The sequence below is a fragment of the Proteus sp. GOKU genome (genome assembly GCF_015475555.1).
GTDB classification, from domain to species: Bacteria; Pseudomonadota; Gammaproteobacteria; order Enterobacterales; family Enterobacteriaceae; genus Proteus; species Proteus mirabilis_B.
Genome location: NZ_CP034105.1, coordinates 1,299,262 through 1,324,932 on the forward strand (window position 1 = coordinate 1,299,262; position 25,671 = coordinate 1,324,932).

At 37.3% G+C, this 25,671-nt stretch carries 25 protein-coding genes and 1 other annotated feature; of the genes, 8 read left to right on the forward strand and 17 right to left on the reverse strand.

What is annotated here, in order from left to right; translation table 11 throughout:
- The first annotated feature begins 189 nt into the window (after nt 1–189).
- The gene (gene dcuC, locus EHE21_RS05950) at nt 190–1,551 is read left to right on the forward strand and encodes an anaerobic C4-dicarboxylate transporter DcuC (RefSeq protein ID WP_088493344.1); all 1,362 of its coding nucleotides are present in this window, start codon (nt 190–192) and stop codon (nt 1,549–1,551) included.
- Between the two features lie 113 nt (nt 1,552–1,664).
- Here dcuC and EHE21_RS05955 read toward each other — a convergent pair whose 3' ends face one another.
- Together EHE21_RS05955 and EHE21_RS05960 are read right to left on the reverse strand one after the other, a co-directional pair.
- A complete protein-coding gene (locus tag EHE21_RS05955) occupies nt 1,665–1,964 on the reverse strand; it encodes a hypothetical protein (RefSeq protein ID WP_194952110.1) in 300 nt (99 codons plus the stop codon).
- 76 nt (nt 1,965–2,040) lie between these two features.
- Nucleotides 2,041–3,621, reverse strand: a complete 1,581-nt coding sequence (locus EHE21_RS05960; RefSeq protein WP_194952111.1) for a TerC family protein — start codon at nt 3,619–3,621, stop codon at nt 2,041–2,043.
- Nucleotides 3,622–3,865: 244 nt separating this feature from the next.
- Here EHE21_RS05960 and gndA point away from each other — a divergent pair, with 244 nt between their 5' ends.
- Nucleotides 3,866–5,272, forward strand: a complete 1,407-nt coding sequence (gndA, locus tag EHE21_RS05965) for an NADP-dependent phosphogluconate dehydrogenase (RefSeq protein ID WP_023581264.1) — start codon at nt 3,866–3,868, stop codon at nt 5,270–5,272.
- 135 nt (nt 5,273–5,407) lie between these two features.
- Here the strand turns inward: gndA and EHE21_RS05970 are convergent, their stop codons facing one another.
- Complete coding sequence (locus tag EHE21_RS05970) at nt 5,408–5,776, reverse strand: winged helix-turn-helix transcriptional regulator (RefSeq protein WP_075672530.1); 369 nt, start codon at nt 5,774–5,776, stop codon at nt 5,408–5,410.
- A gap of 98 nt (nt 5,777–5,874) precedes the next feature.
- On the opposite strand from EHE21_RS05970, the gene nfsB reads away from it, so the two are divergent.
- Entirely contained in the window at nt 5,875–6,528 is a 654-nt protein-coding gene (nfsB, locus tag EHE21_RS05975; protein ID WP_088493341.1) for an oxygen-insensitive NAD(P)H nitroreductase, read from the forward strand.
- Nucleotides 6,529–6,636: 108 nt separating this feature from the next.
- On the opposite strand, the gene EHE21_RS05980 is transcribed toward nfsB, so the two are convergent.
- Together EHE21_RS05980 and EHE21_RS05985 are read right to left on the reverse strand one after the other, a co-directional pair.
- A complete protein-coding gene (locus EHE21_RS05980) occupies nt 6,637–7,254 on the reverse strand; it encodes an FMN-dependent NADH-azoreductase (RefSeq protein ID WP_194952112.1) in 618 nt (205 codons plus the stop codon).
- A gap of 1 nt (nt 7,255) precedes the next feature.
- On the reverse strand, nt 7,256–8,038 hold the full coding sequence (locus EHE21_RS05985; RefSeq protein ID WP_194952113.1) for an alpha/beta fold hydrolase: 783 nt from the start codon (nt 8,036–8,038) through the stop codon (nt 7,256–7,258).
- A 222-nt stretch (nt 8,039–8,260) separates the two neighbouring features.
- Here EHE21_RS05985 and EHE21_RS05990 point away from each other — a divergent pair, with 222 nt between their 5' ends.
- Both EHE21_RS05990 and EHE21_RS05995 read left to right on the forward strand, forming a co-directional pair.
- Nucleotides 8,261–8,722, forward strand: a complete 462-nt coding sequence (locus EHE21_RS05990; protein ID WP_194952114.1) for a helix-turn-helix domain-containing protein — start codon at nt 8,261–8,263, stop codon at nt 8,720–8,722.
- Nucleotides 8,722–9,297, forward strand: coding sequence for a PIN domain-containing protein (locus EHE21_RS05995; RefSeq protein WP_194952115.1), 576 nt, complete (start codon nt 8,722–8,724; stop codon nt 9,295–9,297). Before EHE21_RS05990 ends, EHE21_RS05995 begins: the two co-directional genes overlap by 1 nt.
- 59 nt (nt 9,298–9,356) lie before the next feature.
- Here the strand turns inward: EHE21_RS05995 and EHE21_RS06000 are convergent, their stop codons facing one another.
- The 3 genes from EHE21_RS06000 to EHE21_RS06010 all read right to left on the reverse strand — a co-directional run bounded on the left by EHE21_RS06000 (nt 9,357) and on the right by EHE21_RS06010 (nt 13,561).
- Complete coding sequence (locus EHE21_RS06000; protein WP_194952116.1) at nt 9,357–10,709, reverse strand: dicarboxylate/amino acid:cation symporter; 1,353 nt, start codon at nt 10,707–10,709, stop codon at nt 9,357–9,359.
- Nucleotides 10,710–11,282: 573 nt separating this feature from the next.
- Nucleotides 11,283–12,632 (reverse strand): dicarboxylate/amino acid:cation symporter, encoded by a 1,350-nt coding sequence (locus EHE21_RS06005; protein WP_194952117.1) that lies wholly within the window; start codon nt 12,630–12,632, stop codon nt 11,283–11,285.
- Between the two features lie 431 nt (nt 12,633–13,063).
- Nucleotides 13,064–13,561: a YbaK/prolyl-tRNA synthetase associated domain-containing protein gene (locus tag EHE21_RS06010; RefSeq protein ID WP_194952118.1), complete on the reverse strand. Its 498-nt coding sequence runs from the start codon at nt 13,559–13,561 to the stop codon at nt 13,064–13,066.
- 313 nt (nt 13,562–13,874) lie between these two features.
- Here EHE21_RS06010 and yiaY point away from each other — a divergent pair, with 313 nt between their 5' ends.
- Nucleotides 13,875–15,026 carry an L-threonine dehydrogenase gene (gene yiaY / locus EHE21_RS06015; RefSeq protein WP_088493339.1) on the forward strand — a complete coding sequence of 384 codons (1,152 nt, stop codon included), beginning with the start codon at nt 13,875–13,877 and terminating at the stop codon, nt 15,024–15,026.
- Nucleotides 15,027–15,118: 92 nt separating this feature from the next.
- On the opposite strand, the gene hisIE is transcribed toward yiaY, so the two are convergent.
- The 8 genes from hisIE to hisG are packed head-to-tail and all read right to left on the reverse strand — an operon-like array spanning nt 15,119 to nt 22,249.
- On the reverse strand, nt 15,119–15,736 hold the full coding sequence (gene hisIE / locus EHE21_RS06020) for a bifunctional phosphoribosyl-AMP cyclohydrolase/phosphoribosyl-ATP diphosphatase HisIE (protein WP_194952119.1): 618 nt from the start codon (nt 15,734–15,736) through the stop codon (nt 15,119–15,121).
- Complete coding sequence (hisF, locus tag EHE21_RS06025) at nt 15,736–16,509, reverse strand: imidazole glycerol phosphate synthase subunit HisF (protein ID WP_023581269.1); 774 nt, start codon at nt 16,507–16,509, stop codon at nt 15,736–15,738. Before hisF ends, hisIE begins: the two co-directional genes overlap by 1 nt.
- Complete coding sequence (gene hisA, locus EHE21_RS06030; RefSeq protein ID WP_194952120.1) at nt 16,491–17,228, reverse strand: 1-(5-phosphoribosyl)-5-[(5-phosphoribosylamino)methylideneamino]imidazole-4-carboxamide isomerase; 738 nt, start codon at nt 17,226–17,228, stop codon at nt 16,491–16,493. Before hisA ends, hisF begins: the two co-directional genes overlap by 19 nt.
- Before the next feature lie 6 nt (nt 17,229–17,234).
- Nucleotides 17,235–17,825, reverse strand: a complete 591-nt coding sequence (hisH, locus tag EHE21_RS06035) for an imidazole glycerol phosphate synthase subunit HisH (protein ID WP_088493334.1) — start codon at nt 17,823–17,825, stop codon at nt 17,235–17,237.
- A complete protein-coding gene (hisB, locus tag EHE21_RS06040; protein ID WP_194952121.1) occupies nt 17,825–18,892 on the reverse strand; it encodes a bifunctional histidinol-phosphatase/imidazoleglycerol-phosphate dehydratase HisB in 1,068 nt (355 codons plus the stop codon). The genes hisH and hisB overlap by 1 nt, the downstream gene beginning before the upstream one ends.
- A gap of 49 nt (nt 18,893–18,941) precedes the next feature.
- The gene (gene hisC / locus EHE21_RS06045) at nt 18,942–20,024 is read right to left on the reverse strand and encodes a histidinol-phosphate transaminase (protein WP_088493332.1); all 1,083 of its coding nucleotides are present in this window, start codon (nt 20,022–20,024) and stop codon (nt 18,942–18,944) included.
- Nucleotides 20,024–21,343 carry a histidinol dehydrogenase gene (gene hisD / locus EHE21_RS06050; RefSeq protein WP_194952122.1) on the reverse strand — a complete coding sequence of 440 codons (1,320 nt, stop codon included), beginning with the start codon at nt 21,341–21,343 and terminating at the stop codon, nt 20,024–20,026. The genes hisC and hisD overlap by 1 nt, the downstream gene beginning before the upstream one ends.
- 6 nt (nt 21,344–21,349) lie before the next feature.
- On the reverse strand, nt 21,350–22,249 hold the full coding sequence (hisG, locus tag EHE21_RS06055) for an ATP phosphoribosyltransferase (RefSeq protein ID WP_194952123.1): 900 nt from the start codon (nt 22,247–22,249) through the stop codon (nt 21,350–21,352).
- A gap of 44 nt (nt 22,250–22,293) precedes the next feature.
- Nucleotides 22,294–22,423: a sequence feature (His leader region), on the reverse strand.
- Between the two features lie 357 nt (nt 22,424–22,780).
- On the opposite strand from hisG, the gene EHE21_RS06060 reads away from it, so the two are divergent.
- Complete coding sequence (locus EHE21_RS06060) at nt 22,781–23,602, forward strand: SDR family oxidoreductase (RefSeq protein WP_088493329.1); 822 nt, start codon at nt 22,781–22,783, stop codon at nt 23,600–23,602.
- Nucleotide 23,603: 1 nt separating this feature from the next.
- Here EHE21_RS06060 and EHE21_RS06065 read toward each other — a convergent pair whose 3' ends face one another.
- Complete coding sequence (locus tag EHE21_RS06065) at nt 23,604–24,224, reverse strand: glutathione S-transferase family protein (RefSeq protein ID WP_194952124.1); 621 nt, start codon at nt 24,222–24,224, stop codon at nt 23,604–23,606.
- A 157-nt stretch (nt 24,225–24,381) separates the two neighbouring features.
- Between EHE21_RS06065 and EHE21_RS06070 the strand changes: the two genes are divergently transcribed.
- Complete coding sequence (locus EHE21_RS06070; RefSeq protein ID WP_194952125.1) at nt 24,382–25,584, forward strand: serine hydrolase; 1,203 nt, start codon at nt 24,382–24,384, stop codon at nt 25,582–25,584.
- Nucleotides 25,585–25,671 lie beyond the last annotated feature (87 nt).

Consider the following 25,671-nt stretch of genomic DNA (forward strand, 5'->3'; position numbering starts at 1 on the left):
TTTATGTTTTGAATGAAAAGTAAGCATTCGTGCTATGTATATGTAAAAAAATAGTCGTTTTTTTTGATATATGTCATACACTGCAACGTTGCCTTTGGGCAGAGTGTGTCAATCGCACTAAACGCAAAAATGATGATAAAAATAAAAAAACTTCATTTTATAAATGACTACTTTAGACAGGATAAATAAATGATTGAAATTCTTATCGGCGCCTTCGTTGCTGTAGGTGTTGGACGTTATATTGTAAAAGGCTATTCACCAACAGGTGTCTTAATGACGGGTGGTCTGTTATTACTGATCATCAGCGTTATTATGGGAAGAGCAGTTTTACCTGCAAGCGCAACTGCGACAGGTTATGGTTTAATTGATATTGTTGAGTATGTGAAAAATCTACTAATGAGCCGTGGTGGCGATTTAGGTATGATGATCATGATACTTTGTGGTTTTGCTGCTTATATGACACACATCGGTGCTAATGATGTTGTTGTTAAATTAGCATCACGCCCACTAAAAATGATTAACTCACCCTATCTTCTGATGGTTGCGGCTTACATTGTTGCATGTTTGATGTCACTGGCTGTTTCATCGGCAACAGGTTTAGGTGTGTTATTAATGGCAACGCTGTTCCCTGTCATGGTGAATATGGGAATTAGTCGCGGTGCTGCTGCTGCAATTTGTGCGTCTCCAGCCTCAATTATTTTAGCGCCAACATCAGGTGATGTTATTTTAGCCGCTGAAGCGTCTCAAATGCCGCTGATTGATTTCGCATTTAAAACCACATTACCTATCTCTATTGCTGCAATTATTGGTATGTGTATTGCTCACTTCTTCTGGCAACGTTATCTTGACCGTAAAGAACACATTGAAACTGAAATGTTAGACGTGAATGAAATCAAAACTCACGCACCAAGTTTCTATGCGATTTTACCTTTTACACCAATTATCGGTGTTCTCGTTTTTGATGGTAAATGGTTACCAGAGCTTCATATTGTTGCCATTATTATTATCTGTATGATTTTAGCGGCTGTGATCGAATTTATTCGTAGCTTTAGCGCAAAACAAGTTTTTGAAGGTTTAGAAGTTGCTTACCGCGGTATGGCAGATGCATTTGCTCAAGTTGTTATGTTATTAGTCGCAGCAGGGGTATTTGCTCAAGGTTTAACAACAGTTGGCTTTATTAATGCATTAATCGAAGGTGCTCAGTCATTAGGTTCAGGTGCGATTGTGATGATGATTGCACTGGTATTAATTACCATGTTAGCGGCAATGACCACCGGTTCTGGTAACGCACCATTCTATGCTTTCGTTGAATTAATTCCTCGTTTAGCAAGCAATATGGGTGTTAACCCAGCTTATTTAACTATTCCAATGTTACAAGCTTCAAACTTAGGCCGTACATTATCACCGGTTTCTGGTGTTGTGGTTGCGGTATCAGGTATGGCAAAAATTTCACCATTTGAAGTGATGAAACGCGTTTCTGTTCCTGTATTAGTTGGTCTTGTTATTGTTATTGTTGCTACTGAAATTCTTGTACCAAGTACATTGGGTTAATTTTTATTGTACTGAATTAATCTAGAATTATTGTTTTAAATTTTATTGGCGGGCTTTGCGATAAAACAAAGCCCGTTTTTTTATTTGTTTAAGAAAGATCGTATAAAAAATAATCAGTTAAACTGAATAAAAACATCAGCGACTTTTTTATCGCCTTCATAAATTTCAAATTTTTCTAATTCTTCTAATAAATGATGAGGGGCATGTTCAACTAAAAACTGCATATTACCCTCACTTACCCAATGTTCTGACTCTTTCTGTGTGTGAGTGATTTCAATTGCAAGGCTCCAACTATTTGGTTCATAAGGTAGTTGAATGGTTGGATAATAAAAACCACTCAAAGGAGGTGGTGATTGCCTTCCTCCTTCAATAGAGGTTAACCAAATGATTTTAACGCTGACATTGGTATGCATATTATTTTCCAGTAGACACAATCTTCAGATAAAAAATATCCGCCATAAAGGCGGATATTTTGCTATTTGACAGAGATTACGCTTCGTCAACGTTTTCTTCGTCTTCAGGTGTCGGTTCTACAATACGTACTTTATTAATTCGATGGTTATTCACTTCTAATGGCTCAAACTCAATACCATCAATCAAGATTTTTTCACCAACGGTTGGTACGCGTTGTAAGTGTTCCATTAATAAGCCCGCTAAGGTTTCATACTCACGTTTTTCATCCAATTTGATTGGAATATAAAGCACTAAGTCTTCAAGTGGTGTAAAGCCGTTAACTGTCCATGAACCATCTTCATTTTGAACCAAGTCGTGACGAGAATCGTTTTCTTCAGAACTGACTGGTAAGTTACCTGCGATGGTTTCCATAACGTCAGTCAGTGTCACGACACCTTCTACTGAACCAAATTCATCTACAACAAAGGCGAAGTGAGTGTGAGCGCTACGGAACTGTTCTAACGCTTGTAGTAAAGATAAACCTTCAGGGAAGATCAACGGTTGTGTGACCAGTAAACGTAAGTTTAGAGGTTCATTACGCAATTGTTGATTCAACAATTGAATAATATTAACCACACCAACAGGTTCATCACTGTGTTGTTCATCAGTAATCACTAAGCGAGAGTGGGGGTCCTTTTCCAATAATTGGCGGATATCATCTTGTGTTGAATTTAAGTCTACATATTCAACATCATGGCGAGACGTCATGATACTGTTCACATTACGTTGGCTTAAACCAAGCACACGCACAATCATTTGGCGTTCTTGTGGATCAAATACCTCTTCAGCATTAGAGACTAAATCAGATGTGTGATGATCTAATTCGGATGATTCAGGCTTACCATTAATAATACGTAACACCGCTTCAGCTGTTCGTTCACGTAAAGAACGAGATGCTGATAAGAATCGGCGACGGTTAAATTGTGCTAACTGATTAAAGACTTCTATCATGATAGAGAAGCCAATCGCTGCATACAGGTAACCTTTTGGAATGGCGTAACCAAAGCCTTCGGCAACTAATGCAAAACCAATCATCAGCAAGAAGCTTAAACACAAGATAACAATGGTTGGGTGATTATTGACGAAGTTTGTTAAAGGCTTACTTGCAAGGATCATCAAGAACATTGCAATAGTGACAGCCGCAATCATAACGCCTAAATGATCAACCATACCCACAGCGGTTATCACAGAGTCAAGCGAGAATACCGCATCCAGCACGATAATTTGTGCAACGACAGACCAAAAGCTGGTCGTTTTGCGTTGTTTCCCTTCGTTGTGATCTTTACCTTCTAGCCGTTCATTAAGCTCCATAGTGGCTTTAAACAGCAAGAATATCCCTCCGAGAAGCATAATTAAGTCTCTTGCACTGAAAGGATGATCAAACAGTGTAATAAGAGGTTTTGTCAGAGTGATAAGCCAAGAGAGACTAAATAACAACACAATTCGCATAACAAGGGCACACAATAAGCCAGTTATACGTGCTTTATCTCTTAGTTTTGCTGGAAGTTTATCTGCCAGAATAGCAATGAAAACAAGGTTATCAATACCAAGTACGATTTCGAGAACAATTAGGGTGGAGAGTCCTACCCAGATCGTCGGATCCAAGATCCATTCCATACAGTTTGTTTTACCTTCTATAAAGACGGCATATGCCGACTTGGGAATAATGAGCAATTTGAAGGAAATTTTCAATAATTTATTATCGATCGCAGGGGAATAATTTCATTTTGTCTAAAAGATTGTGATACCAATTACATCAATAACTACCACCAAGTGAGAGAGTGAGTTACTATGTGATCAGGTTAACAAATTGTCAGTACATTGATACTGGCAGGTTTATTTTCAGACGGGAGTTATTTTCATGTCAAAACAGCAAATCGGCGTGGTTGGTATGGCAGTTATGGGACGTAACCTTGCGCTAAATATTGAAAGCCGTGGTTATTCTGTATCCATCTACAACCGCTCAAGCGATAAAACCAACGAAGTTATCGCTGAAAATCCAGGTAAAAAACTGGTTCCGAATTATTCTATTGAAGAGTTTGTTGATTCGTTAGAAAAACCGCGCCGTATTTTATTAATGGTAAAAGCGGGTGAAGCAACGGATAAAACAATTGCTGCATTGACACCGCATTTAGATAAAGGCGATATCCTTATCGATGGCGGAAATACTTTCTTTAAAGATACCATTCGTCGTAACCGTGAATTATCAGCACAAGGTTTTAACTTTATTGGTACTGGTGTTTCTGGTGGTGAAGAAGGCGCATTAAAAGGACCTTCAATCATGCCAGGTGGACAAAAAGAAGCTTACGAATTAGTCGCGCCAATCCTTGAAAAAATTGCGGCTGTTGCTGAAGGCGAACCTTGTGTGACTTATATCGGTGCTGATGGTGCGGGCCATTATGTGAAAATGGTTCACAACGGTATCGAATATGGCGATATGCAACTGATTGCAGAAGCGTATTCAGTATTAAAACACTCTTTAGGTTTAACTAACGAAGAACTCGCAGAAACCTTTACAGAGTGGAATAAAGGTGAATTAAGTAGCTACCTGATTGAAATCACGGCTGATATCTTCCGTAAAAAAGATGACGAAGGTAAATACCTTGTTGACGTTATTCTTGATGAAGCGGCAAATAAAGGTACAGGTAAATGGACTAGCCAAAGCTCTTTAGATTTAGGTGTACCCGTTACTCTTATCACTGAGTCTGTATTTGCACGTTATATCTCTTCATTAAAAGATCAACGCGTTGCTGCATCTAAAGTATTATCAGGCCCAACACCTAAAGCATTCTCTGGCGATAAAAAAGCCTTTATTGAAAATGTACGTCGCGCACTGTATTTAGGTAAAATTGTCTCTTATGCTCAAGGTTTCCAACAACTGAAAGCCGCATCAGACGAATATAACTGGGATTTAAACTACGGTGAAATCGCGAAGATTTTCCGTGCGGGTTGTATCATTCGCGCTCAATTCCTGCAAAAAATTACAGATGCTTATAACGAAGATGCAAGCATTGCAAATCTGCTGTTAGCACCATACTTCAAACAAATCGCTGATGATTACCAACAAGCTCTGCGTGATGTTGTTTGTTATGGCGTACAAGCAGGTATTCCAACTCCAACATTCTCTGCGGCTATTTCTTATTACGATAGCTATCGTGCAGAAGTGTTACCAGCAAACTTAATCCAAGCTCAACGTGACTATTTTGGTGCGCATACTTATAAACGTACTGATAAAGATGGCGTATTCCACACAGAGTGGATGGAATAAAGCTTTAAAAAAAATAAGTTAAAACCTTTTGAGGTGCTGGTAATACAGCACCTTTTTTTATTTAATAAAAACAAATATTCAATTACTTATATTGCAGAGTAGTTGTTGAAAAAGTAGTAGCATCACTCTTTAATGTTATTTTCTATTGGCAGATCTTTCTAATAGAGGTATTGCTCTTTCCTCTCCCCAGCTTTGTAGTGCTGCTAAAACGTGAGAGAGTGATTCTCCATCTTCACTGAGTTTATATTCAACTTTAGGCGGAATTTCAGCATACACTTTGCGCTCAATAAGTCCGTCAGATTCAAGTTCACGCAACTGTTTAGTCAGCATTCGAGGCGTTATTGAAATAAGCTTTCTTTTTAGCTCATTAAATCGCAGTATTTTTCCCTGTAAATGGTAAAGGATCATGCCTTTTCCTTTACCTCCCATTAGTTCTAAAGACGCTTCAACAGGGCATCCATCATAGGTGTAGTCGTTATATCTATTCTTTTTGACAGTATCCATTTGTATCCTATATACATAAATTGTACGTACTTGCCAGACGGTAATTTATAATTAAAATGAGCCCGATACAAATGTCTTATTTGGAATAGGTGTAATAAATGAATTTATTAAAGATATTGAAAACACGTTATGCGACAAAACATTTTGATAAAAACAAAGTGATCCCTGAGCAAGAATTAGAACAAATTAAAGCATTATTACAACTAAGCCCATCAAGTGTGAACACTCAACCGTGGCATTTTATCATCGCGAAAACTGATGATGCTAAGCAGAAAATTGCTGGCTCAACAGAGGGTGGCTATGAATTTAATAAAGAGAAAATATTAAGTGCTTCACATGTTGTGGTTATGTGTGCAAGAAATACATTATCTGAAGAATATCTCTCTCATTTGCTTGAATTAGAAGATAAAGCTGGACGATATCCAGCAGCCGAATTTAAAGAGCAAAATAATCTTGCAAGATCATTTTTTGTTAATCTACATGAAAAACAACTTGGTGATTTATCTCATTGGATAGAGAAGCAGGTCTATCTAAATATGGGATCATTATTACTTGGAGCAGCAACGTTAGGAATAGATGCTCTTCCAATGGAAGGTTTTGATTTATCCAAAATAGATTCAACATTTTCTTTAAATGATAAAGGTCTTCATGCCGTGACAATTGTTGCATTAGGTTATAGAGAAGAAGATGATTTTAACTATAACTTACCAAAATCAAGATTGCCACAAAGTGAAATTATCACAGATATTTAGATTTTAAGTTTTTGATTTAAACCTCACTTTATTGAGTGAGGTTTTTTCATTATGGCTTTTATTTTAGCGAATGATTATCGTTATTTAATAAATTCAGTAATATCTATTTTAACTATTTAGGTTATTTAAAAAATCATTAATATCCATTTTTGCTAATTGATATTTTTCTTCTAATTTTTCTGGCTCGATTGCAATACCATCAATTGTAACTGTATCAACAGAATTAATACCAATAAATGCTAAAAGTGTTTTTAGATAAGGTATTGAAAAATCATTTTCGCCAGTTGTATAAATACCACCAGATGTAGATAAAATAAGTGCTTTTTTATTAGTAATAAGACCTGTCTTACCTGTCTTTGTATAAGAGAAGGTTAATCCATTTCGGATAATTAAATCAAAATAATTTTTTAGCTGATTTGGAATGGAGAAATTATACATCGGTGCGGTAATGACAATGATATCATTATCTTTTATTTCTTGTATTAAGGTGTTTGAAAGAGAAATGGCATTTCTCTGTTTATCTGTCATATGTTCAGGTTGCACTGAATAATAGGCTTGATATATTTCATCATCAACAACAGATAGAGGTGATTTTATAATATCTCTCTCTGTAATTGTTTCAGGTGAAGAATGCTCTAGCCATTTACTTAAAAAGAGATCTACTAATTTATTTGAATGAGATAAATCACCCGTAATAGTAGATTTTAAAATTAACGTTTTTTTCATATTAGCTCTTATTTAGATTATTTAAAAAATCATTAAAAATATTAGCTAGCCATTGAGGTTTTTCTTCATGAACAACATGTGAAGTAAAGGGCACATTCAATAATGAGGCTGATTCAATGTTTTCGACGATTTCTTGTGAATGAGATAAAGAAACCAGCATATCATTATCACCACGGCAAACTAATACAGGACAGTGAATATTCTTAATTGTTTCATTAGGATAGCCAGTTGTACTTTGATCTAACCACATTGTTTTAACTTGATTAAATAGGCGTTCAAAATCAGGCTTGGAATTAATATCTTGGTAATATTCACACTCTTGAGGAAAATTGTGTCGCCAATATTCAGGCGTAATCTCTTGATAGATCTCTTTAGCAGGATCATCATCCGTTAATTGCCAACTGGCACCAATAGTGATGACTTTATCAATTACGGGGATATTTTTAGCCGCTAAGCGTAAAGCAACAATCCCACCATCACTATGCCCAATAAGGGCACATTTTTTGAGTTCAAAAGCTTTAATCACAGTTTCTACATCAGACTGTAATTGCTGATAGGTTAATGAAATATCACCTAATGTGGATTTACCGTGTCCTCTAGAATCTATAGCAATAAGGTAGTAACTCTTTAAATAATTAACTAAAGGGTTAAACGAAGTTAAATTTCCCATTCCTCCATGCAATAAAATCACAGGGTAATTTTTAGGATCACCAAGTGTTTCAATATAAATTTCAGCGTTATCAATAAGAAAGGATTTACCTTGTTGATGAGCGAAATGTGTCATAGTTGAAGTCCTTATGTCTTCTATAACACTTATTCTAGCTTATCTTAATGACAGTATTTGTCAGTAGAGTTTTATTATTAGCCACTGGAAATGATGATTAACATGCGTTGTTTTTCGAATATTTCGTTTATTGATCTTTCGTTTATTTCGATTATAATGGTGGCGATAAAAACAACAATAGGATTTTCTAAAACTGAAACCTAAACAAATGGAAATGTCAAAATGGCCAATTTAATGATTAATAATATGAACTTACCAGATCCAAAGGAAATTGAGGTTGCTATAAAAGGGCAGCGAGAGCTAGCAACTTATCTATCGACTAAATTGGAAATACAAAAAATATCAATTGAGGACGATGAGCAAAATATTCATCAAATTGAACTGCCAACATCAGCATTGACACTACTGATGACTATTTTGGGTGAGCTTGCTATGGGAAATGCAGTTCAGGTTGTTCCCGTTCATGCTGAATTAACAACTCAAGAAGCCGCTAATATTTTAAATGTATCACGTCCCCATTTTGTGAAATTGTTAGAGGAAGGCAAGTTACCATTTCATAAAACAGGTCGTCACCGCCGAGTACTCTTTTCTGATTTAATGAGATACAAAAACCAAAGAGAAATCGAAAGTGAGAAAGCGATGCAAGAGCTTACCGATCTTAGCCAGGAATTAGGATTATATTAATGAATCATTCTCCTTATCCTGTCATATTAGATGCATGTGTTTTATATCCATCATTATTACGAGATTTATTAATACGCTTAGGGATAGCAGGACTCTACCAACCGCAATGGACTGCAACTATTCATAATGAATGGCAACGTAATCTTTTAAAAAATAGACCTGACTTAACATCAAAACAAATAGAATATATTGCTACGCTAATGGATAAAGCAATACCAAGTGCAATGATAAATGGTTATGAAGAGCTTATTGATGGGTTAGTTTTACCTGATTTAAATGATAGGCATGTTTTAGCGGCTGCAATTAGATGTAATGCTGAAACAATAGTCACTTTTAATTTAAAGGATTTTCCTAAAGAAAAACTGATTAAGTTTAATATAGAGGCACTTCACCCTGATGAATTTATATCTGACCTTTTAGATTTAAATCATGCATTAGTGTTATCTGTAATTTACAATCAAAGAAAAAACATGAAAAAGCCAGCAATGAATATACAGCAATATTTTGAATCTCTATTACGACAAAGTTTACCTATGACAGTCAAATCATTGGAAAAGTATACGGCGATTATTTAATAAAAAGAGAGTACTTAAATACTCTCTTTTTATTTGTTCTTTATTAAGAAATATAAAAATTATTGTTCAGATGCTTTTATATAATGTGTTTTTTCATTTATTTTATCTGATGTAAAATCAATATCTAAGTGAGCCTCTTCGGATATTTTTCCACTAAAAACATCATTCATTCTTTGTTTATCTAATGCATTTTCCCAGCGAGCAACAACAATACAGGCGCAAGCATTGCCAACAAGATTGGTCAATGCGCGACATTCTGACATAAAGCGGTCAATACCTAGTATCAAAGCCATACCTGCAACGGGAACACTAGGAACAACCGATAATGTTGCTGCAAGAGTAATGAAACCGGCTCCTGTAACACCTGCTGCACCTTTTGAGCTGATCATGGCAACAAAGAGTAATGTAATTTGTTCTGTTAATGACAAATCAACGCCTGTTGCTTGCGCAATAAATAATGCCGCCATGGTCATATAGATATTAGTGCCATCTAAATTAAAGGAGTAACCAGTTGGAATAACTAAACCGACGACGGATTTTTTACATCCTAGTTTCTCCATTTTACTCATTAATGTAGGTAGTGCGGCTTCAGATGAAGAAGTACCTAACACTAACCAAAGTTCATCTTTTATGTATTTAATTAAAGAGAGAATAGAAAAACCATTATATTTAGCAACCGCGCCCAAAACGACTAATACGAAAAGTAATGCTGTTAAATAAAAAGTAATTACCAACAACATTAAATTTCCAATGGAAGAAATACCATATTTACCTATCGTAAAAGCCATTGCACCAAAGGCACCAATAGGCGCTAACTTCATTAGTATACCAACCATCTTAAAGACAGGTTCACAAAGATGCTGTAAGAATTTTAATACAGGCTCGCCTCGTGAACCTATTGATGCTAACGCCAGACCAAAAACGACAGAAACAAACAGCACTTGTAAGATATTACCGTTAACTAATGGGCTAACGATAGTATCAGGGATGATATTCATAAAAAAATCAACAAGAGAAGAGCTGTGCGCCTGAGTGACATACATTTCTACTCGGCTACTGTCTAATGATTCAGGAGAGATATTTAAACCATCACCAGGGCGAATAATATTGGCAGTGATTAATCCAATAACCAATGCAATTGTAGAAAATGTGAGAAAGTAAATCATTGATTTACCTGCTACTTTTCCGACAGCCTTCATGTTACTCATACCAGCAATGCCTGTTACTACGGTTAGAAAGATAACAGGTGCGATGATCATTTTTACTATTTTGATAAATCCATCACCCAAAGGTTTGAATGACTCACCAATATCAGGGTAAAAATGCCCTAATAGAATACCGAAAATGATAGCAATAATAACTTGGATATATAACACACGATAAAAGGGGAGCTTGCGGGATGAAGTCTGCATAAAAATTCCCTGTAACTGAAAGATATTGACTAAATAAAAGAGAAGTTATGATGTAAATTATTATTTACATTTATTTTGTTGTGACAGGTAACTTAAAGGTATGCGTAAATCAGGTCAATAAAATAAAGTTGATTTTATCAAATATTGTGCTCTTCATCTAAAAAATTAGATTTAATTTCAATTTGTCGCTATTTTTGGAATTTATTTTTCTTAAATCAATAAGTTAATGAAATTATAATTTGTTTTAATTTATTGTATTTCTTTAAAATTATGTATACTTAGCTTTATTTTTTGGTGAATAAAATGATTTAAATGTAAATAAACCTTGATAAGGAGAAATGGGAAGGAGGTGGATGGTAGCTATTTGTTTTTATTGAATTTGTTGTTAAGGAAAAAATGAGCCACTAATAAAACCTTCAATATAAATAAATTCTAACCAACAAACAAATAAGCATTCAGAAAGAACAATAATAAATAAATTATAAAAAAGATAAGTGTTTATTTGTAGAGGTAAGAGATATAAAAAGTAAAAGAGCGCATAAGCGCTCTTTTATGGATCATGGAAAATGATCTTTATTTTACTGGGATTTTAATCGAATTGTCAGATTCAATTTCAATAGGCGCTAATGGAGCATCTTCAATAAATTCACTTGATGCTCTGCCACTAAAGACATCATTCATTCTTTCTTTATCTAAAGCATTTTCCCAACGAGCAACAACGATGCAGGCACAAGCATTACCTACAAGATTGGTTAATGCACGACACTCTGACATAAAGCGGTCAATACCTAGAATTAATGCCATACCTGCGACAGGAACACTCGGTACAACCGATAAGGTGGCCGCTAAAGTAATAAAGCCTGCACCAGTCACACCTGCGGCACCTTTTGAACTTATCATGGCAACTAAGAGTAGTGTGATCTGCTCTGTCAATGAAAGATCAATACCTGTCGCTTGTGCAATAAATAGAGCTGCCATTGTCATGTAGATGTTAGTACCATCTAAGTTAAAGGAGTAACCCGTTGGAATAACTAAGCCGACAACGGATTTTTTACAACCTACATTTTCCATTTTACGCATTAAACTAGGTAATGCTGCTTCTGAAGAAGAGGTGCCTAATACTAACCAAAGTTCATCTTTAATATATTTAATTAACGAGAGAATAGAGAAACCGTTATATTTTGCAACAGCACCTAACACGACAAGAACGAATAATAATGAAGTTATATAGAAAGTTAGAACAAGTAATACCAAGTTACTGATTGATGAAATACCATATTTTCCGATGGTAAAGGCCATTGCACCAAAAGCACCGATAGGGGCTAATTTCATTAGCATACCGACCATTTTAAATACGGGCTCTGAGAAGTTTTGTAAGAACTTAAGAACTGGCTCGCCACGCGTGCCGATAGACGCTAATGCGATACCAAAGACCACAGAAACAAACAGAACTTGTAAGATATTACCGTTAACTAATGGGCTGACAACGGTTTCAGGGATGATATTCATCAAGAAACCAACAATCGAAGAGTCATGCGCTTTTGCTACATAACTTTCTACTTTGCTTGCATCTAATGAGGCAGGGGAAATATTCAGTCCATCACCAGGACGAATAATATTTGCAACAATTAAACCAATAATTAATGCAATGGTAGAGAAAGTGAGGAAGTAAGCCATGGATTTACCCGCGACTGTACCTACCGCTTTCATATTATTCATACCGGCAATACCCGTTACCACAGTTAAGAAGATAACAGGAGCGATGATCATTTTTACAATTTTAATAAATCCATCACCAAGAGGTTTAAAGGATTCACCAACGTCAGGATAAAAATGTCCAAGTAAAATACCAAGTAGAATGGCGACGATAACTTGCACATATAGCACTTTATAAAGCGGTTGTTTTTTAGTTGAAGTTTGCATGAAGATTTCCCTGCACCTATTGGTACATTGTTTATATATTTATTTGTATGTTAGAAAATAACCGAGATGTAAATAGATTTTTACATTATTGTATTTTTATTGGTGCTAACTTAAATGTACGAGTAAATCAGGTCAATAACATAAAATCTATTTAGTTAATTATTGAGTGCTGAATCGAAAAAATAATTAAAAAATTTCTGTTTTGGACATTTTGTAGCGTTATAGCTAAGGTAATATGAAATTGATGGGATTTATTCTGATTTATTGATTATTTTTGGTGTTAAATATTGATGGTGTTTTAGATTAGATTATCTAATATTACTTTTTGGTGTGTAAATCTATATATACAATAAGAATAGATATCATGATAACAATTACCTTTAGCTGAATTATAACGAAGGTAATTGTTAACGATAAGTTGGCTTTTTTTATTACTCGCTTTCTTCATCTCGAATAAAAGAGATTAATTCAGGTTGTGCAATACGTTTGTAATCTTGCGCATTAAGAATAATTGAACGCTCTAATGTACCTGCATTAAAAGCTAATTCATCAAAACGTTCAAAAAGTAGCGGGTCAGCGATCAGCTTCAGTGCAGGATGAAAACTAAAAGGAGGGATTGCACCAAAGACGCATTGAGTAAGATCATCCACTTCTTTAGGGCTTGCTAGAGATGCCCTTGTTCCACCAATTTGGTGAGCGAGTTTTGATAGATCAGCTTGTTTATCGGCGGGTAGTATTGCAAGAACATGTTGTTTAACGCCGTTACCTTTTATATGGCAAACAAGTCCTTTTGCTCCCTGTCCTAATTGTGTTCCTCTGATTTTTGCAACTTCTTCAGAACGACCTGCGGTAGGGTGTTCCATAACACGGTAAGTAGCGTGGTTATTATCTAATAAAGCAGTAAGTTGCTCAAAAATAGTCAAAGACATCAATGGCTCCTGATTTAATAAGTTATTTCTTTGAGGTCATTATACGACTTTAAAAAAAATATTCTGCTGTGATGTTTACGGCTGGTTTTGATTATTTTGATAAGCTTTTCAAATTATTTTGTTACAAATGATAATATGTTAATAGTATTATCCTATTGAATTAATAGGGTAATTGGGCTTCTTTATTTAATTACCTGTAATAACATGATAAACAAATTGATATTTATTCATTATTTTGATGATGATCAATTTAAGAACAAAAAGAATAGAACATATTAAAACGTAGATTTAATTACTAAAAAGGAAGTCAATAATGGCAGTTTCAACATTCTATATCCCTTCTGTAAATAAAATTGGTGCTGGTTGCCTTGCTGATGCTGTAAGTTCAATGAAAGACTTCGGTTTTCATAAAGCGTTGATCGTCACTGATAGCATTTTAAATCAACTGGGTGTTGTTGATAAAGTCAGTAAGTTACTGACAGAAGCTGGTATTTCTAGCGTAACTTATGATGGTACTGCACCTAACCCTACAGTTGAAAACGTAGAAGCGGGTTTAGCTCTGCTGAAAGAAAATCAATGTGACTGTGTAATTTCTTTAGGTGGTGGTTCTCCACATGACTGCGCGAAAGGCATCGCGTTAGTAGCTTCGAATGGTGGAAAAATTGCAGATTATGAAGGTGTTGATCGTTCGGCCAAACCTCAATTACCACTGATTTCAATTAATACCACAGCAGGTACAGCTTCAGAAATGACACGTTTTTGTATCATCACAGATACTGCGCGTCATATCAAAATGGCTATCGTTGATAAAAACGTCACCCCAATCTTATCTGTAAATGATTCAGAATTAATGATTGGTATGCCAAAAGGTTTAACCGCTGCAACAGGTATGGATGCATTAACTCATGCTGTTGAAGCGTATGTTTCAATTGCTGCAAATCCAATCACTGATGCGTGTGCATTAAAAGCAGTTACTATGATCAGCGAGTCTTTACGTAAAGTTGTTGATAATGGTGGTGATGCACAAGCTCGTGAAAATATGGCTTACGCTCAGTTCTTAGCAGGTATGGCATTTAATAATGCTTCTTTAGGTTATGTGCATGCTATGGCTCACCAATTAGGTGGTTTCTATAACTTACCTCATGGTGTGTGTAATGCGGTTTTATTACCACATGTTCAAGCTTATAACATTCAAGCAGCTGCGGGTCGTTTAAAAGATATCGCACAAGCAATGGGTGTTGATGTTTCTGCAATGAGCGATGAGCAAGGTGCTAAAGCATGTATCGAAGAAATTCGTAAAATGGCTAAAGATGTTGGTATTCCAGCAGGTCTGAAAGAATTAGGCGTGAAAGAAGAAGACTTCAAAACATTAGCTGAAAATGCGCTGAAAGATGCTTGCGCAATCACTAACCCAGTTCAGGGTTCTGAAAGTGATGTTATCGAGTTATTCCGCCAAGCAATGTAATGCGTGAGAACTATAAAAATAGTTAACTAACTATTTTTCTAAAAAAAGCCGGTACTCTTATTAGTATCGGCTTTTTATTAATATTATATCCATCACTCTGCTTTTTTATGGCGCTCTTGCAGGCAACCTATTACATCAGAGAGTGATAATGATTGATCTTGTAATAGCACCATTAAGTGATAGAGCAAATCAGAGGCTTCATTCTTTAGCTCTTCTCTGTCATTAACAGTGGCAGCCAACGCAGTTTCTACACCTTCTTCACCCACTTTTTGGGCTATACGTTTTGTACCACTGGCATAAAGGCGGGCAGTATAAGAGCTATCTGGTGAGGCATTTTTGCGTTCACGTAATAAATTCTCAAGCTCATAGAGAAATCCCCATTGGCTCTGTGCTGGAGCAAAACAACTTTCAGTGCCGTTATGGCAAGTAGGACCGATAGGATTAGCTAAAATAAGTAAAGTATCGTTATCACAGTCAGGATAAATATTGACTAATTTTAGGAAGTTGCCTGATGTTTCACCTTTTGTCCATAAACGCTGTTTAGTGCGTGAATAGAAGGTAACATTTCCACTTTCTAGAGTGACATTTAATGCTTCTTTGTTCATATAGCCTAGCATTAATACATCACCCGAAATGGTATTTTGGATAACCACAGGCATGAGATTATCGACTTTTTCCCAATCTAATTGCGCTAATGTTTCATTATTCATTATATTCTTACCTTAACGTCATTCTTTGCAAGATACTGTTTTAATTCGTTGATATTAATTATTTGTTTATGAAAAACAGAGGCTGCAAGAGCGCCATCAACATTGGCTAATTTAAATGCATCAAGAAAGTGTGACATTTCGCCCGCTCCTCCTGAGGCGATAATAGGAACATCTGCAACTTGGCGCACTAGAGCGAGCTGTTTTAGGTCATAGCCTTGTCTTACGCCGTCTTGGTTCATCATATTTAAAACAATTTCACCGGCACCGAGTTGCTGAACTTCGCGTACCCAATCAAGGGTTTTCCAGTGCGTTTGTTGAGTGCGCTTTTCATCGCCAGTGAATTGATAAACTAAATACTCACCTGTTTTTTCATCAAACCAAGTGTCAATACCCACAACAACACACTGCACACCGTAGCGATCTGCTAAACGAGATATCAGTGAAGGATCAGAAAGTGCAGGGGAGTTAATCGAAATTTTATCTGCACCAAATGAGAGAATTTTCCCTGCATCTTCAACAGAGCGAATACCACCAGCAACACAAAAAGGAATATCAATCACTTCAGCGACACGTGATACCCAGCTTTTATCAACAACGCGACCATCAGAAGATGCTGTAATATCATAAAATACCAGTTCATCAGCGCCTTCTTTGGCATAGCGTTCAGCGAGAGGAACAATATCACCAATGATTTCATGGTTGCGAAATTGAACACCTTTAACAACTTGTCCATCTCGGACATCAAGACAAGGAATTATGCGTTTTGCCAACATGATATTGCCTCTTTTAATGTAAATTTGCCTTCTAATAATGCTCTACCAACAATAATACCGACAACACCAGATGCTGGAAGATCTGCAATATCTTGTAAATCACCAATACCGCCCGACGCTTGGAATAAAATATCGGGGAAACGCTGGCTAATTTCTTTATACAGTTCGACGTTAGAACCCGCTAATGTGCCATCACGAGAAATATCAGTACACAATACATGCTTTAAACCCACACTTTGATAAAGCTCGATGATCTCTTCAAGTGTATAGGGTGAGTTTTCTTGCCAACCACTGACAGCCACCCATTTTTTGCCTTGTTTATCAATACGAACATCGAGAGCTAATACGATGGCATCTGCACCATAGTGCTCAAACCATGTTTTTACCATCTCAGGTTGACTGACTGCGGTCGAGCCAATAACAACTCGACTTGCTCCTGCATCAAGTAGCGATTTCACATCATCTTCTGTGCGAATGCCTCCACCTACTTGTACTGGCACAGAGACACAAGCAACAAGCTCTTTTAGTAGTGAAATTTGGCGAGCAGAAGGATCTTTTGCACCTGTTAAATCCACTAAGTGAAGTAATTTTGCGCCATCTTTTTCATATTGTTGGTAGCGAGTCAGCGGATTATCATCATAATCACGCTGTTTTGCATAATCACCCTGATGTAAACGAACTACTTTTCCATCAATTAAATCTAATGCTGGAATAATCATAATGGGTTACATCTCCAAAAAGTTCTTGATAAGTTGAGCACCTGCTTTCCCGGAACGCTCTGGGTGAAATTGCACACCATAAAAATTATCTTTTTGAATTGCACTACTAAAACGCGAGCCGTATTCAGTTTCAGCAATCGTCGATTCATTGAGCGCTAAAGCGTAACTATGAACAAAATAGAACCAAGCATCATCACCAAGATCACGAAAAAGAGGATGTCCTGGTTTTGCTAATACTTGGTTCCAACCCATGTGAGGTAGTGGTAATCCTGCCGTATCAAGCTTATCTATGGTGCCATCAACTAAACCTAATAAAGGAATATCTTTGCCTTCTTCGCTTAGTGAAGCCAATATTTGCATGCCTAAACAAATACCTAAAACAGGTTGTGTTAATGCTTTAATTAAAGGAATTAGCTCACGTGCTTTGAGTTGTTCCATTGCTGCTCTAGCAGTTCCTACACCGGGCAAAAAGAGCTTATCCGCAGATAACACAACGTTTTTTTCATAGGAAACAATGGGATCATAACCAAGTCGCTTAACGGCGTAAGCGACAGAGGCTAAATTGGCACAACCTGTATCAAGAATAACCACTTTCATCACAAAACACCTTTTGAGCTGGGTAAAGTATTGCCTTCGACACGAATGGCTTGGCGTAATGTACGGCCAAAGACTTTAAATAAGCTTTCAGCTTTGTGGTGATCGTTTTTGCCTTTCGATTTCAGGTGCAATGTGCAACCCATCGTATAAGAGAGTGAACGGAAAAAGTGTTCAATCATCTCTGTACTTAAATCACCGACACGCTGGTATTTAAATTCGGCTTTGTATTCAAGGTGTGGACGACCAGAAATATCTAACGCACAACTTGCAAGGCATTCATCCATTGGTAATGTAAAGCCGAAACGAGCAATACCTCGTTTATCGCCTAATGCTTCACGTAATGCTTCACCCAAAGCAAGACCGGTATCTTCCACCGTGTGGTGATCATCAATAACTAAGTCACCTTTAACATTGATGTTCATACGAAAGCCGCCGTGTGTGGCAATTTGATCAAGCATGTGATCAAAAAAACCGACACCTGTACTGATCTGGCTATTGCCTTCACGATCAAGCCAAACATCGATCGCAATTTGTGTTTCTTTGGTTTTTCGCTCAACGTGGGCATAGCGATCTTTTTTCGTTAGTTGCTCTGTGATAACCGCCCAATTGAGCTTATCGGTATTATAAAGCAGGCCTTTGATACCCATATTTTCAGCTAACTGAATATCAGTTTGTCTATCACCAATGACATAGCTGTTATCTTTATCTAGTGCACCATCAACTAAATACTGGGTGACAAGCCCTGTTTCTGGTTTGCGACAAGGGCAGTTGTCTTCAGGTTTATGAGGACAAATTAACACATCATCAAATGAGATCCCTTGAGATGAGAAAACTTGCATCATTAAATTATGAGGAGGATCGAAATCTGCTTGAGGAAAACTTTCTGTGCCTAATCCGTCCTGATTTGTGATCATAATGAGTTTATAACCCGCTTTTTGCAGAGCAGTAAGTGCGGGGATCACGCCATTTTCAAAGGCTAGTTTATCAAGTCTATCAACTTGGTAATCTGTTGGTGGCTCAGTGATTAAAGTACCATCACGGTCAATAAAAAGAATTTTTTGGCTCATGGTTGAGATCCCTCAGTTGCGATTTTTTGTTGTTATCGTTTTTAATGTTTTATACGTTTGCAGTTTGAATATTTTTTATGGCATTAATCACGCTATCACATTCTTCTGCGGTACCGATAGAAATACGCAAACAGCCATTAAGCCCATATTGACGCTGTTGATCGCGTAAAATAATCCCTTGTTCCCATAAAGTACGGAAAACCAGAGTTGCATCAGTGAATTTCACTAAAATATAGTTGGTTTCACTGTTATAAACCTGTTCAACATTAGGCAATTTTTTTAACGAATCAGATAAAATGGCTCTGTTGCGTGAAATTTCTGCTACTCGTTTTTTCATTATCTCAATACCTGCTTCTGTTAACGCTTGCGCAGCAATATCTGCAACAGGTGTTGAAAGCGGGTACGGAGCGATCACTTTTAGTAATAATTCAATGACAGGTGGGTTGGCAAGCGTAAATCCACAACGAAGCCCTGCTAAAGCAAAAGCTTTCGATAAGGTTCGCAAAATAACTAAATTCGGATAATCTTCAAGCCATGAAACAATTGATGCTTGTGGGCAAAATTCAATATAGGCTTCATCTACTGCAACAATGGCTTTATCTTTAGCCAACGCTAATACATCACGAATAAGCGAAGGATCAACAAGATTTCCTGTCGGGTTGTTAGGGCTGCACAGATAGATAAGTTTTACATTATCAAGCTGTGATGCGATGGCTTTAACATCTGGGCTCCAATCAGCAAGCGCAGGGACAACACGCTGTTCTATACCGAAGGTTTCAGCACTAACGCTATACATACCATATGTCGGTGGGCAATAAAGCACGGCGTCTTTACCCGGCTCGCAAAACGCACGAATAAGAAGCTCAATCGCCTCATCTGCGCCACGGCTCACTAAGACTTGATTAGTCTCTACACCGGCATATTTTGCGTAACGGTTAATGACGTTAACAGGTTGACATTCAGGGTAACGGTTTAAGTTTTTTTCATTAAAAGTAAAGTCAGGTGCGATAGGGTATTCATTTGCATTTAACCAAACAGAACCATTTCCTCCTAAGCGCCGAGCAGACTGATAAGGTGTTAATTCACGTACATTTTTTCTTGCAAGTGTATTGATATCAAATTCAGTTTTCATCACTCTTTTTTCCCCTGAGCTAAAGCGTTAACGCGAAGTGTGACAGCATTTTTGTGTGCAGTGAGTTGTTCTGCTTGCGCTAATATTTCAATGGTCTGTGCTAAATCAGATAAACCCTGTGCGGTGAGTTTCTGCACTGTCATACGTTTCATAAAATCAGCTAAGCCTAAGCTTGAGTAGGTTGCTGTATAGCCATAAGTCGGTAGAACGTGATTAGTACCAGAAGCATAATCCCCCGCAGATTCAGGCGACCAAGCACCAAGAAAAACAGAGCCGGCGCTGGTAATGCTATCAACGCGAGTATCAGCATCATTGGTTTGAATAATTAAGTGTTCTGGACCATAGCTGTTACTGATTTCAATACACTGGTCGAGATCACGAGTAATAATGACCCGGCTTTCTGCAAGTGCTTGTTTCGCGATTTCAGCACGGCTTAAGAGTGCCAGTTGTGTTTCAGTTTCAGTAATAACGGCTTTAGCGAGTGTTTCATCTGGCGTCAATAATACAACCTGTGAATCAGGGCCGTGTTCAGCTTGAGAAAGTAAGTCAGCAGCAATAAATGCAGGATTTGCGTCCGCATCAGCAATCACTAGTACTTCAGAAGGTCCTGCTGGCATATCGATAGCCGCACCTTGTAGCGATTGACTTGCTTGGCGTTTTGCTTCAGTCACATAAGCATTACCGGGTCCAAAAATTTTATCAACTTTAGGTATAGATTCAGTACCAAACGCCATAGCTGCAATTGCCTGCGCACCACCGACTTGGAAGATTTCATCAATACCAATTTGTTGAGCAATATATAAAATTTCATCAGCAATAGGGGGCGGTGAGCAAAGAATAACTTTGCGACAGCCAGCAATACGAGCTGGAATACCTAACATCATTACCGTTGATAGTAATGGTGCCGAACCTCCGGGAATATAAAGGCCTACTGCATCAATGGGTCTACTAACTTGCTGACAAAATACACCGGGCTGTGTTTCCACGTTGATAGTGTTAGGAATTTGCGCTTCATGAAAGCGACGAATATTATTCATCGCTTGTGCTATTGCCTGTTTTATTTTGCTATCAAGTCTTGATGAGGCTTCATCGATTTGCGATTTTGACACCAAAACACTTTCCGGCGCTGCCTTATCGAATTTTTGGCTAAGTGCTTTAAGCGCTTTATCCCCATCATTGCGTACCTGTGAAATGATGCTAGCAACTTGTTCAGTAATTGAACCTGATGCAGAAATAGCAGGGCGAGTTAATAGCACTTGTTGCTGTTCTTTAGTGCATTTATTCCAGTAAGTTAATGTATTAAAACCCGTTTTCATCATTTCACCTTATTCCATCATTTTTTCAATTGGTAAAACAAGAATTGAACTTGCACCTAATGCTTTCAGCTTTTCCATCGTTTCCCAGAATAGGGTTTCGCTACTTACCATGTGCATTGCGACGCGATTTTGGTCACCCGCCAGAGGTAAAATAGTCGGTCTTTCAGCTCCCGGAAGTAATGCAATCACATCTTCAAGGCAATCACTTGGCGCGTGTAACATAATGTATTTTGATTCTCGAGCTTGAATAACACCTTGAATACGTGTCAGTAAGCGGTCGATAAGTGCTTGTTTATCGGCTTCCATTTCACCGTCGCGTTGGATCAAGCATGCTTTTGAGCGATAAATCACTTCAACTTCTTTTAATCCATTCGCTTCTAATGTTGCACCAGTAGAAACTAAGTCACAGATGGAGTCAGCAAGACCCGCACGAGGGGCAACTTCAACAGAGCCATTTAATAAACACGATTTAAATTTGATACCTTTTTGGTCTAAATAACGTTTGAGCAGGTTTGGATAGGAGGTTGCGATACGAGTATTATTTAAGCATTCCGCGCCTTGATAATCGAAATCGACAGGTGTTGCGAGAGATAAACGACATCCACCGAAATCAAGACGACGTAGCGTCAGATAACTTGGGTTTTCACCTTGAGAACGACGTTTTAATAACTCTTCTTCTAAAACGTTTTCACCGATGATCCCTAAATCAACAACGCCATCCATTACTAACCCCGGAATATCGTCATCTCTAACACGCAAAATATCGATTGGCATATTTTCAGCGTAAGCAATCAGGCGCTGTTGATTTAAGTTAATTTTGATGCCACAACGCGCTAAAAGGGCGCGAGACTCATCACTTAAACGACCCGATTTTTGCATCGCAATTCTTAATCTTGCTTTATCTAACATAATATTACCCTATCATTGTCCATATTTTTGTGATGAAAATTAGCTATAAAAAAACCCCGGAAGTTGCCTTCCGGGGTTTTAGTTGTTATCTGCATTCAGACCACCGGAAGCGTTTCTTAAACGTCTTCCAGCACTCATCGCCTGAAAGACTAGTCAGGGTGATGGTGATGATGGTGGTTTAGTTGAATGCTATACATAATTATTTTCCTAGCTAATAACACTATTTGTTATTTAATAATGCCCGTTACTGTTAATCTGTATTTAGTAACCTGCATTTAGAATTTGTCTGCCTTTCAACCTACATGATTTACAAAGCAGAAAGCAACCTATTTTTTAATAATAATTTAATTATTTTGTAACCTTTTGTTTTTAATGTAATTTTAATATTTCTCTTATTTACTTAATGGGACAAGTAGGCGAGTATATAGGGATATGCTAAACGTTCACGAAATATAAGTAGTATTTATAAGTAATGGCGAAACGAAAATTTTATAGCATACTTTGACTAAGCCATTTAAGTAGGGGAGCAAAATGAAACGAATAACCATCGTAGGATTAGGTTGGTTAGGTTTACCACTTGCCGCTGCGTTGCGTGATGCAGGCTATCAAGTTAAAGGGACTAAAACCACCGAAGATGGCGTAGAAGCAGCAAGAATGAGTGGCGTTGACTGCTGTTTAGTGAATTTAACACCCGCAATTGAATGTGATAGAGATGATTTTGATTACTTAATGGAAACGGACGTCCTCATTATCACGTTACCGCCAAGTGCAGCTGGTGGTGGTTATGATTATGTTGAAGCCATTCAAACGCTGGTGGATAGCGCAATGTCTCGCCATGTTACGAGAGTCATTTACATTAGCTCTACTTCTGTATATGGCAATCAAACAGGTAATATCACGGAAGAAATGGATATTCGACCAGAAACACAATCAGCAAAAATGTTAGCAGAAGTTGAGAACTGGCTACATCGTTTACCATTAACCACGGTTGATATTCTTCGATTAGCTGGATTAGTCGGGCCGGGTCGTCATGCAGGACGTTTTTTATCAGGTAAAAAACAGGTCAAAGGCGCTCATCAATGCGTTAATTTAGTCCACTTGGATGATGTGATTTTTGCTGTCGAGCAACTTCTTGCGCAGAATGAAGGTGGCCATTTATATAATTTATGTGCCCCAATTCATCCTAAAAAGAAAGATTTTTACTCAAGAGTGTCAAATCAACTCGAACTTATTCCGCCAGAATTTGCTGAGGAAGAGAAACCTTTAATACGAGAGATTGATGGTCAGGAGATCTGTCGAGATCTTGGATTTCATTACCATTATCCAGATCCCGACAAAATGCCAATGAATTAACTTAATTTACAGGCAGTAACACGATATCACGGAAAATAGGTCTTTCACTTAATTGTGCAAACCAACGCTCAATGTGAGGGAAGTCTGGTCTATCTTTGCAAACTTCGAGCCACGGGTAGACCAGAGGCGCAATAGCGATATCTGCAAGAGAGAATTCATCTCCTGCAAAATAAGTTGTTTTTGCAAGTTGGTCGTCAGCAATTTTAATTAATTTATTAAGCTTCTCTTTCAATGCGTTAACAATCTCAGGGTTTTGCTGCTCTTTAGGTGTGCGAACAATCATGATCATCATTTGTTGAATGGGCGCAAATAGGCTGCCATTTGACCAATCCATCCATTTTTCTACATTTGCTCGTTGTTTAGGATCAATGGGATAGAGTGTGTTATTTTCATATTTTGCACATAAATAACGAATAATGGTATTAGACTCCCATAAAGCAAAGTCATCATCTTGTAAGGTTGGAATTGAAGCGTTGGGATTCATAGTTAAATAATTTGCTTCATTGAGTCCACCAAAAGGACCTCCAACATCGATTTGTTCATAAGGAACATTTAATTCCTTTAAGCACCAAAGAACTTTTTTAACGTTAGATGAGTTTTTTCTACCCCAGACTTTTAACATAAAGGTCTCCTAAACCACGATAAGTAATAAAATTTCCCTCTATAGGGCGCTAAATATGAATATAAGATAAATCTCTATATATCAATGTTGGCGTCTTATTCCAGAAAGCCATATAGTAGGAAAGCTTTAACAAATTGATATAAAAGGGTGATCGGTAATGAAAAAAAATATTCCATCTGTTCTGGGTAAGGTTACCGCGGGAATGGGTTTACTGCTAATTATTTCTAGTCCTTCATTTGCGGTAAATAATCCGGTACCTCCTCAAATAGAGGCAAAATCTTATGTATTAATGGATTACAACAGCGGAAAAATTCTGGCATCAGAAAAACTTGATGAGCGTTTAGATCCCGCCAGTCTTACAAAAATCATGAGTAGCTATGTTGTTGGACAAGCTATCAAAGAAGGTCGTATGTCACCTGACGATATGGTTATTGTTGGGCGTAATGCATGGGCAACGGGAAATCCGGTATTGAAGGGATCATCATTGATGTTCTTGAAACCGGGTGATCAGGTTAAAGTGATTGATTTAAATCGCGGTATGGTTATTCAATCTGGTAATGATGCCAGTATTGCATTAGCAGAACATGTTGCGGGCAGTCAAGAAACCTTCGTTGATTTAATGAATTCCTATGCTAAGAATCTCGGTTTAAAAAACACACACTTTAAAACCGTTCATGGGTTAGATTCTGATGGACAATATACCACTGCACAAGATATGGCATTACTTACGGCTGCCATGATCCGCGATGTACCTTCAGAGTATGAAATTCATAAAGAAAAAGAATTTACATTCAACAATATTCGTCAGCCAAACCGCAACCGTTTATTGTGGAATAAAAATATGAATGTTGATGGTGTGAAAACAGGTCACACCAATGGAGCAGGATACAATCTTGTTTCTTCAGCAACTGAAGGTGATATGCGCTTAATTGCTGTTGTTCTAGGAACACCATCAGATAAAGTGCGTTTTGCTGAAAGTGAAAAATTATTAGGTTGGGGTTTCCGCTTTTTTGAAACGGTAACACCAGTAAAAGCAGGTACACCACTGACAACGCAAAAAGTGTGGTACGGCGATAAAGGCGAAGTGGCGTTAGGGGTTGCTAATGATGCCTCAATTACTATTCCTAAAGGTGAATTGAAAAACCTGAAAGCCTCTTTTACTTTAACCAATCCTGTATTAGAAGCGCCGTTAACTCAAAATCAGGTTGTGGGTACAGTTAACTTTTTATTAAATGATGAAGTGATTGAACAGCGCCCATTGGTTGTAAAAGAAGCGGTTGAAGAAGGTGGGATCTTCAGTCGTATCTGGGATTTTGTTGTTAAAACAGTATCTGGTTGGTTTAATGCTATTTTTGGTTAATACACTAATAATGGTTCTATCAAAGCGTTACTGAGTTTTTCACCCAAAAAGAAAGACTAGCTATTATTTTTATAGAGAAAATCCGTA

Bases quoted from the DNA above. Each gene is read 5' to 3' on its own strand.
- EHE21_RS05980 (WP_194952112.1), bottom strand. From the start codon at position 7,254: ATGAAAAAAACGTTAATTTTAAAATCTACTATTACGGGTGATTTATCT.
- hisF (WP_023581269.1), bottom strand. From the start codon at position 16,509: ATGTTGGCAAAACGCATAATTCCTTGTCTTGATGTCCGAGATGGACAA.
- EHE21_RS05985 (WP_194952113.1), bottom strand. From the start codon at position 8,038: ATGACACATTTCGCTCATCAACAAGGTAAATCCTTTCTTATTGATAAC.
- EHE21_RS06065 (WP_194952124.1), bottom strand. From the start codon at position 24,224: ATGTTAAAAGTCTGGGGTAGAAAAAACTCATCTAACGTTAAAAAAGTT.
- hisIE (WP_194952119.1), bottom strand. From the start codon at position 15,736: ATGAATAATGAAACATTAGCGCAATTAGATTGGGAAAAAGTCGATAAT.
- gndA (WP_023581264.1), top strand. From the start codon at position 3,866: ATGTCAAAACAGCAAATCGGCGTGGTTGGTATGGCAGTTATGGGACGT.
- EHE21_RS06060 (WP_088493329.1), top strand. From the start codon at position 22,781: ATGAAACGAATAACCATCGTAGGATTAGGTTGGTTAGGTTTACCACTT.
- EHE21_RS05995 (WP_194952115.1), top strand. From the start codon at position 8,722: ATGAATCATTCTCCTTATCCTGTCATATTAGATGCATGTGTTTTATAT.
- EHE21_RS06070 (WP_194952125.1), top strand. From the start codon at position 24,382: ATGAAAAAAAATATTCCATCTGTTCTGGGTAAGGTTACCGCGGGAATG.
- EHE21_RS05970 (WP_075672530.1), bottom strand. From the start codon at position 5,776: ATGGATACTGTCAAAAAGAATAGATATAACGACTACACCTATGATGGA.
- hisA (WP_194952120.1), bottom strand. From the start codon at position 17,228: ATGATTATTCCAGCATTAGATTTAATTGATGGAAAAGTAGTTCGTTTA.
- EHE21_RS05960 (WP_194952111.1), bottom strand. From the start codon at position 3,621: ATGGAATGGATCTTGGATCCGACGATCTGGGTAGGACTCTCCACCCTA.
- hisC (WP_088493332.1), bottom strand. From the start codon at position 20,024: ATGAAAACTGAATTTGATATCAATACACTTGCAAGAAAAAATGTACGT.
- nfsB (WP_088493341.1), top strand. From the start codon at position 5,875: ATGAATTTATTAAAGATATTGAAAACACGTTATGCGACAAAACATTTT.
- yiaY (WP_088493339.1), top strand. From the start codon at position 13,875: ATGGCAGTTTCAACATTCTATATCCCTTCTGTAAATAAAATTGGTGCT.
- EHE21_RS06000 (WP_194952116.1), bottom strand. From the start codon at position 10,709: ATGCAGACTTCATCCCGCAAGCTCCCCTTTTATCGTGTGTTATATATC.
- hisH (WP_088493334.1), bottom strand. From the start codon at position 17,825: ATGAAAGTGGTTATTCTTGATACAGGTTGTGCCAATTTAGCCTCTGTC.
- hisG (WP_194952123.1), bottom strand. From the start codon at position 22,249: ATGTTAGATAAAGCAAGATTAAGAATTGCGATGCAAAAATCGGGTCGT.
- hisD (WP_194952122.1), bottom strand. From the start codon at position 21,343: ATGATGAAAACGGGTTTTAATACATTAACTTACTGGAATAAATGCACT.
- EHE21_RS05990 (WP_194952114.1), top strand. From the start codon at position 8,261: ATGGCCAATTTAATGATTAATAATATGAACTTACCAGATCCAAAGGAA.
- EHE21_RS06005 (WP_194952117.1), bottom strand. From the start codon at position 12,632: ATGCAAACTTCAACTAAAAAACAACCGCTTTATAAAGTGCTATATGTG.
- dcuC (WP_088493344.1), top strand. From the start codon at position 190: ATGATTGAAATTCTTATCGGCGCCTTCGTTGCTGTAGGTGTTGGACGT.
- hisB (WP_194952121.1), bottom strand. From the start codon at position 18,892: ATGAGCCAAAAAATTCTTTTTATTGACCGTGATGGTACTTTAATCACT.
- EHE21_RS05955 (WP_194952110.1), bottom strand. From the start codon at position 1,964: ATGCATACCAATGTCAGCGTTAAAATCATTTGGTTAACCTCTATTGAA.
- EHE21_RS06010 (WP_194952118.1), bottom strand. From the start codon at position 13,561: ATGTCTTTGACTATTTTTGAGCAACTTACTGCTTTATTAGATAATAAC.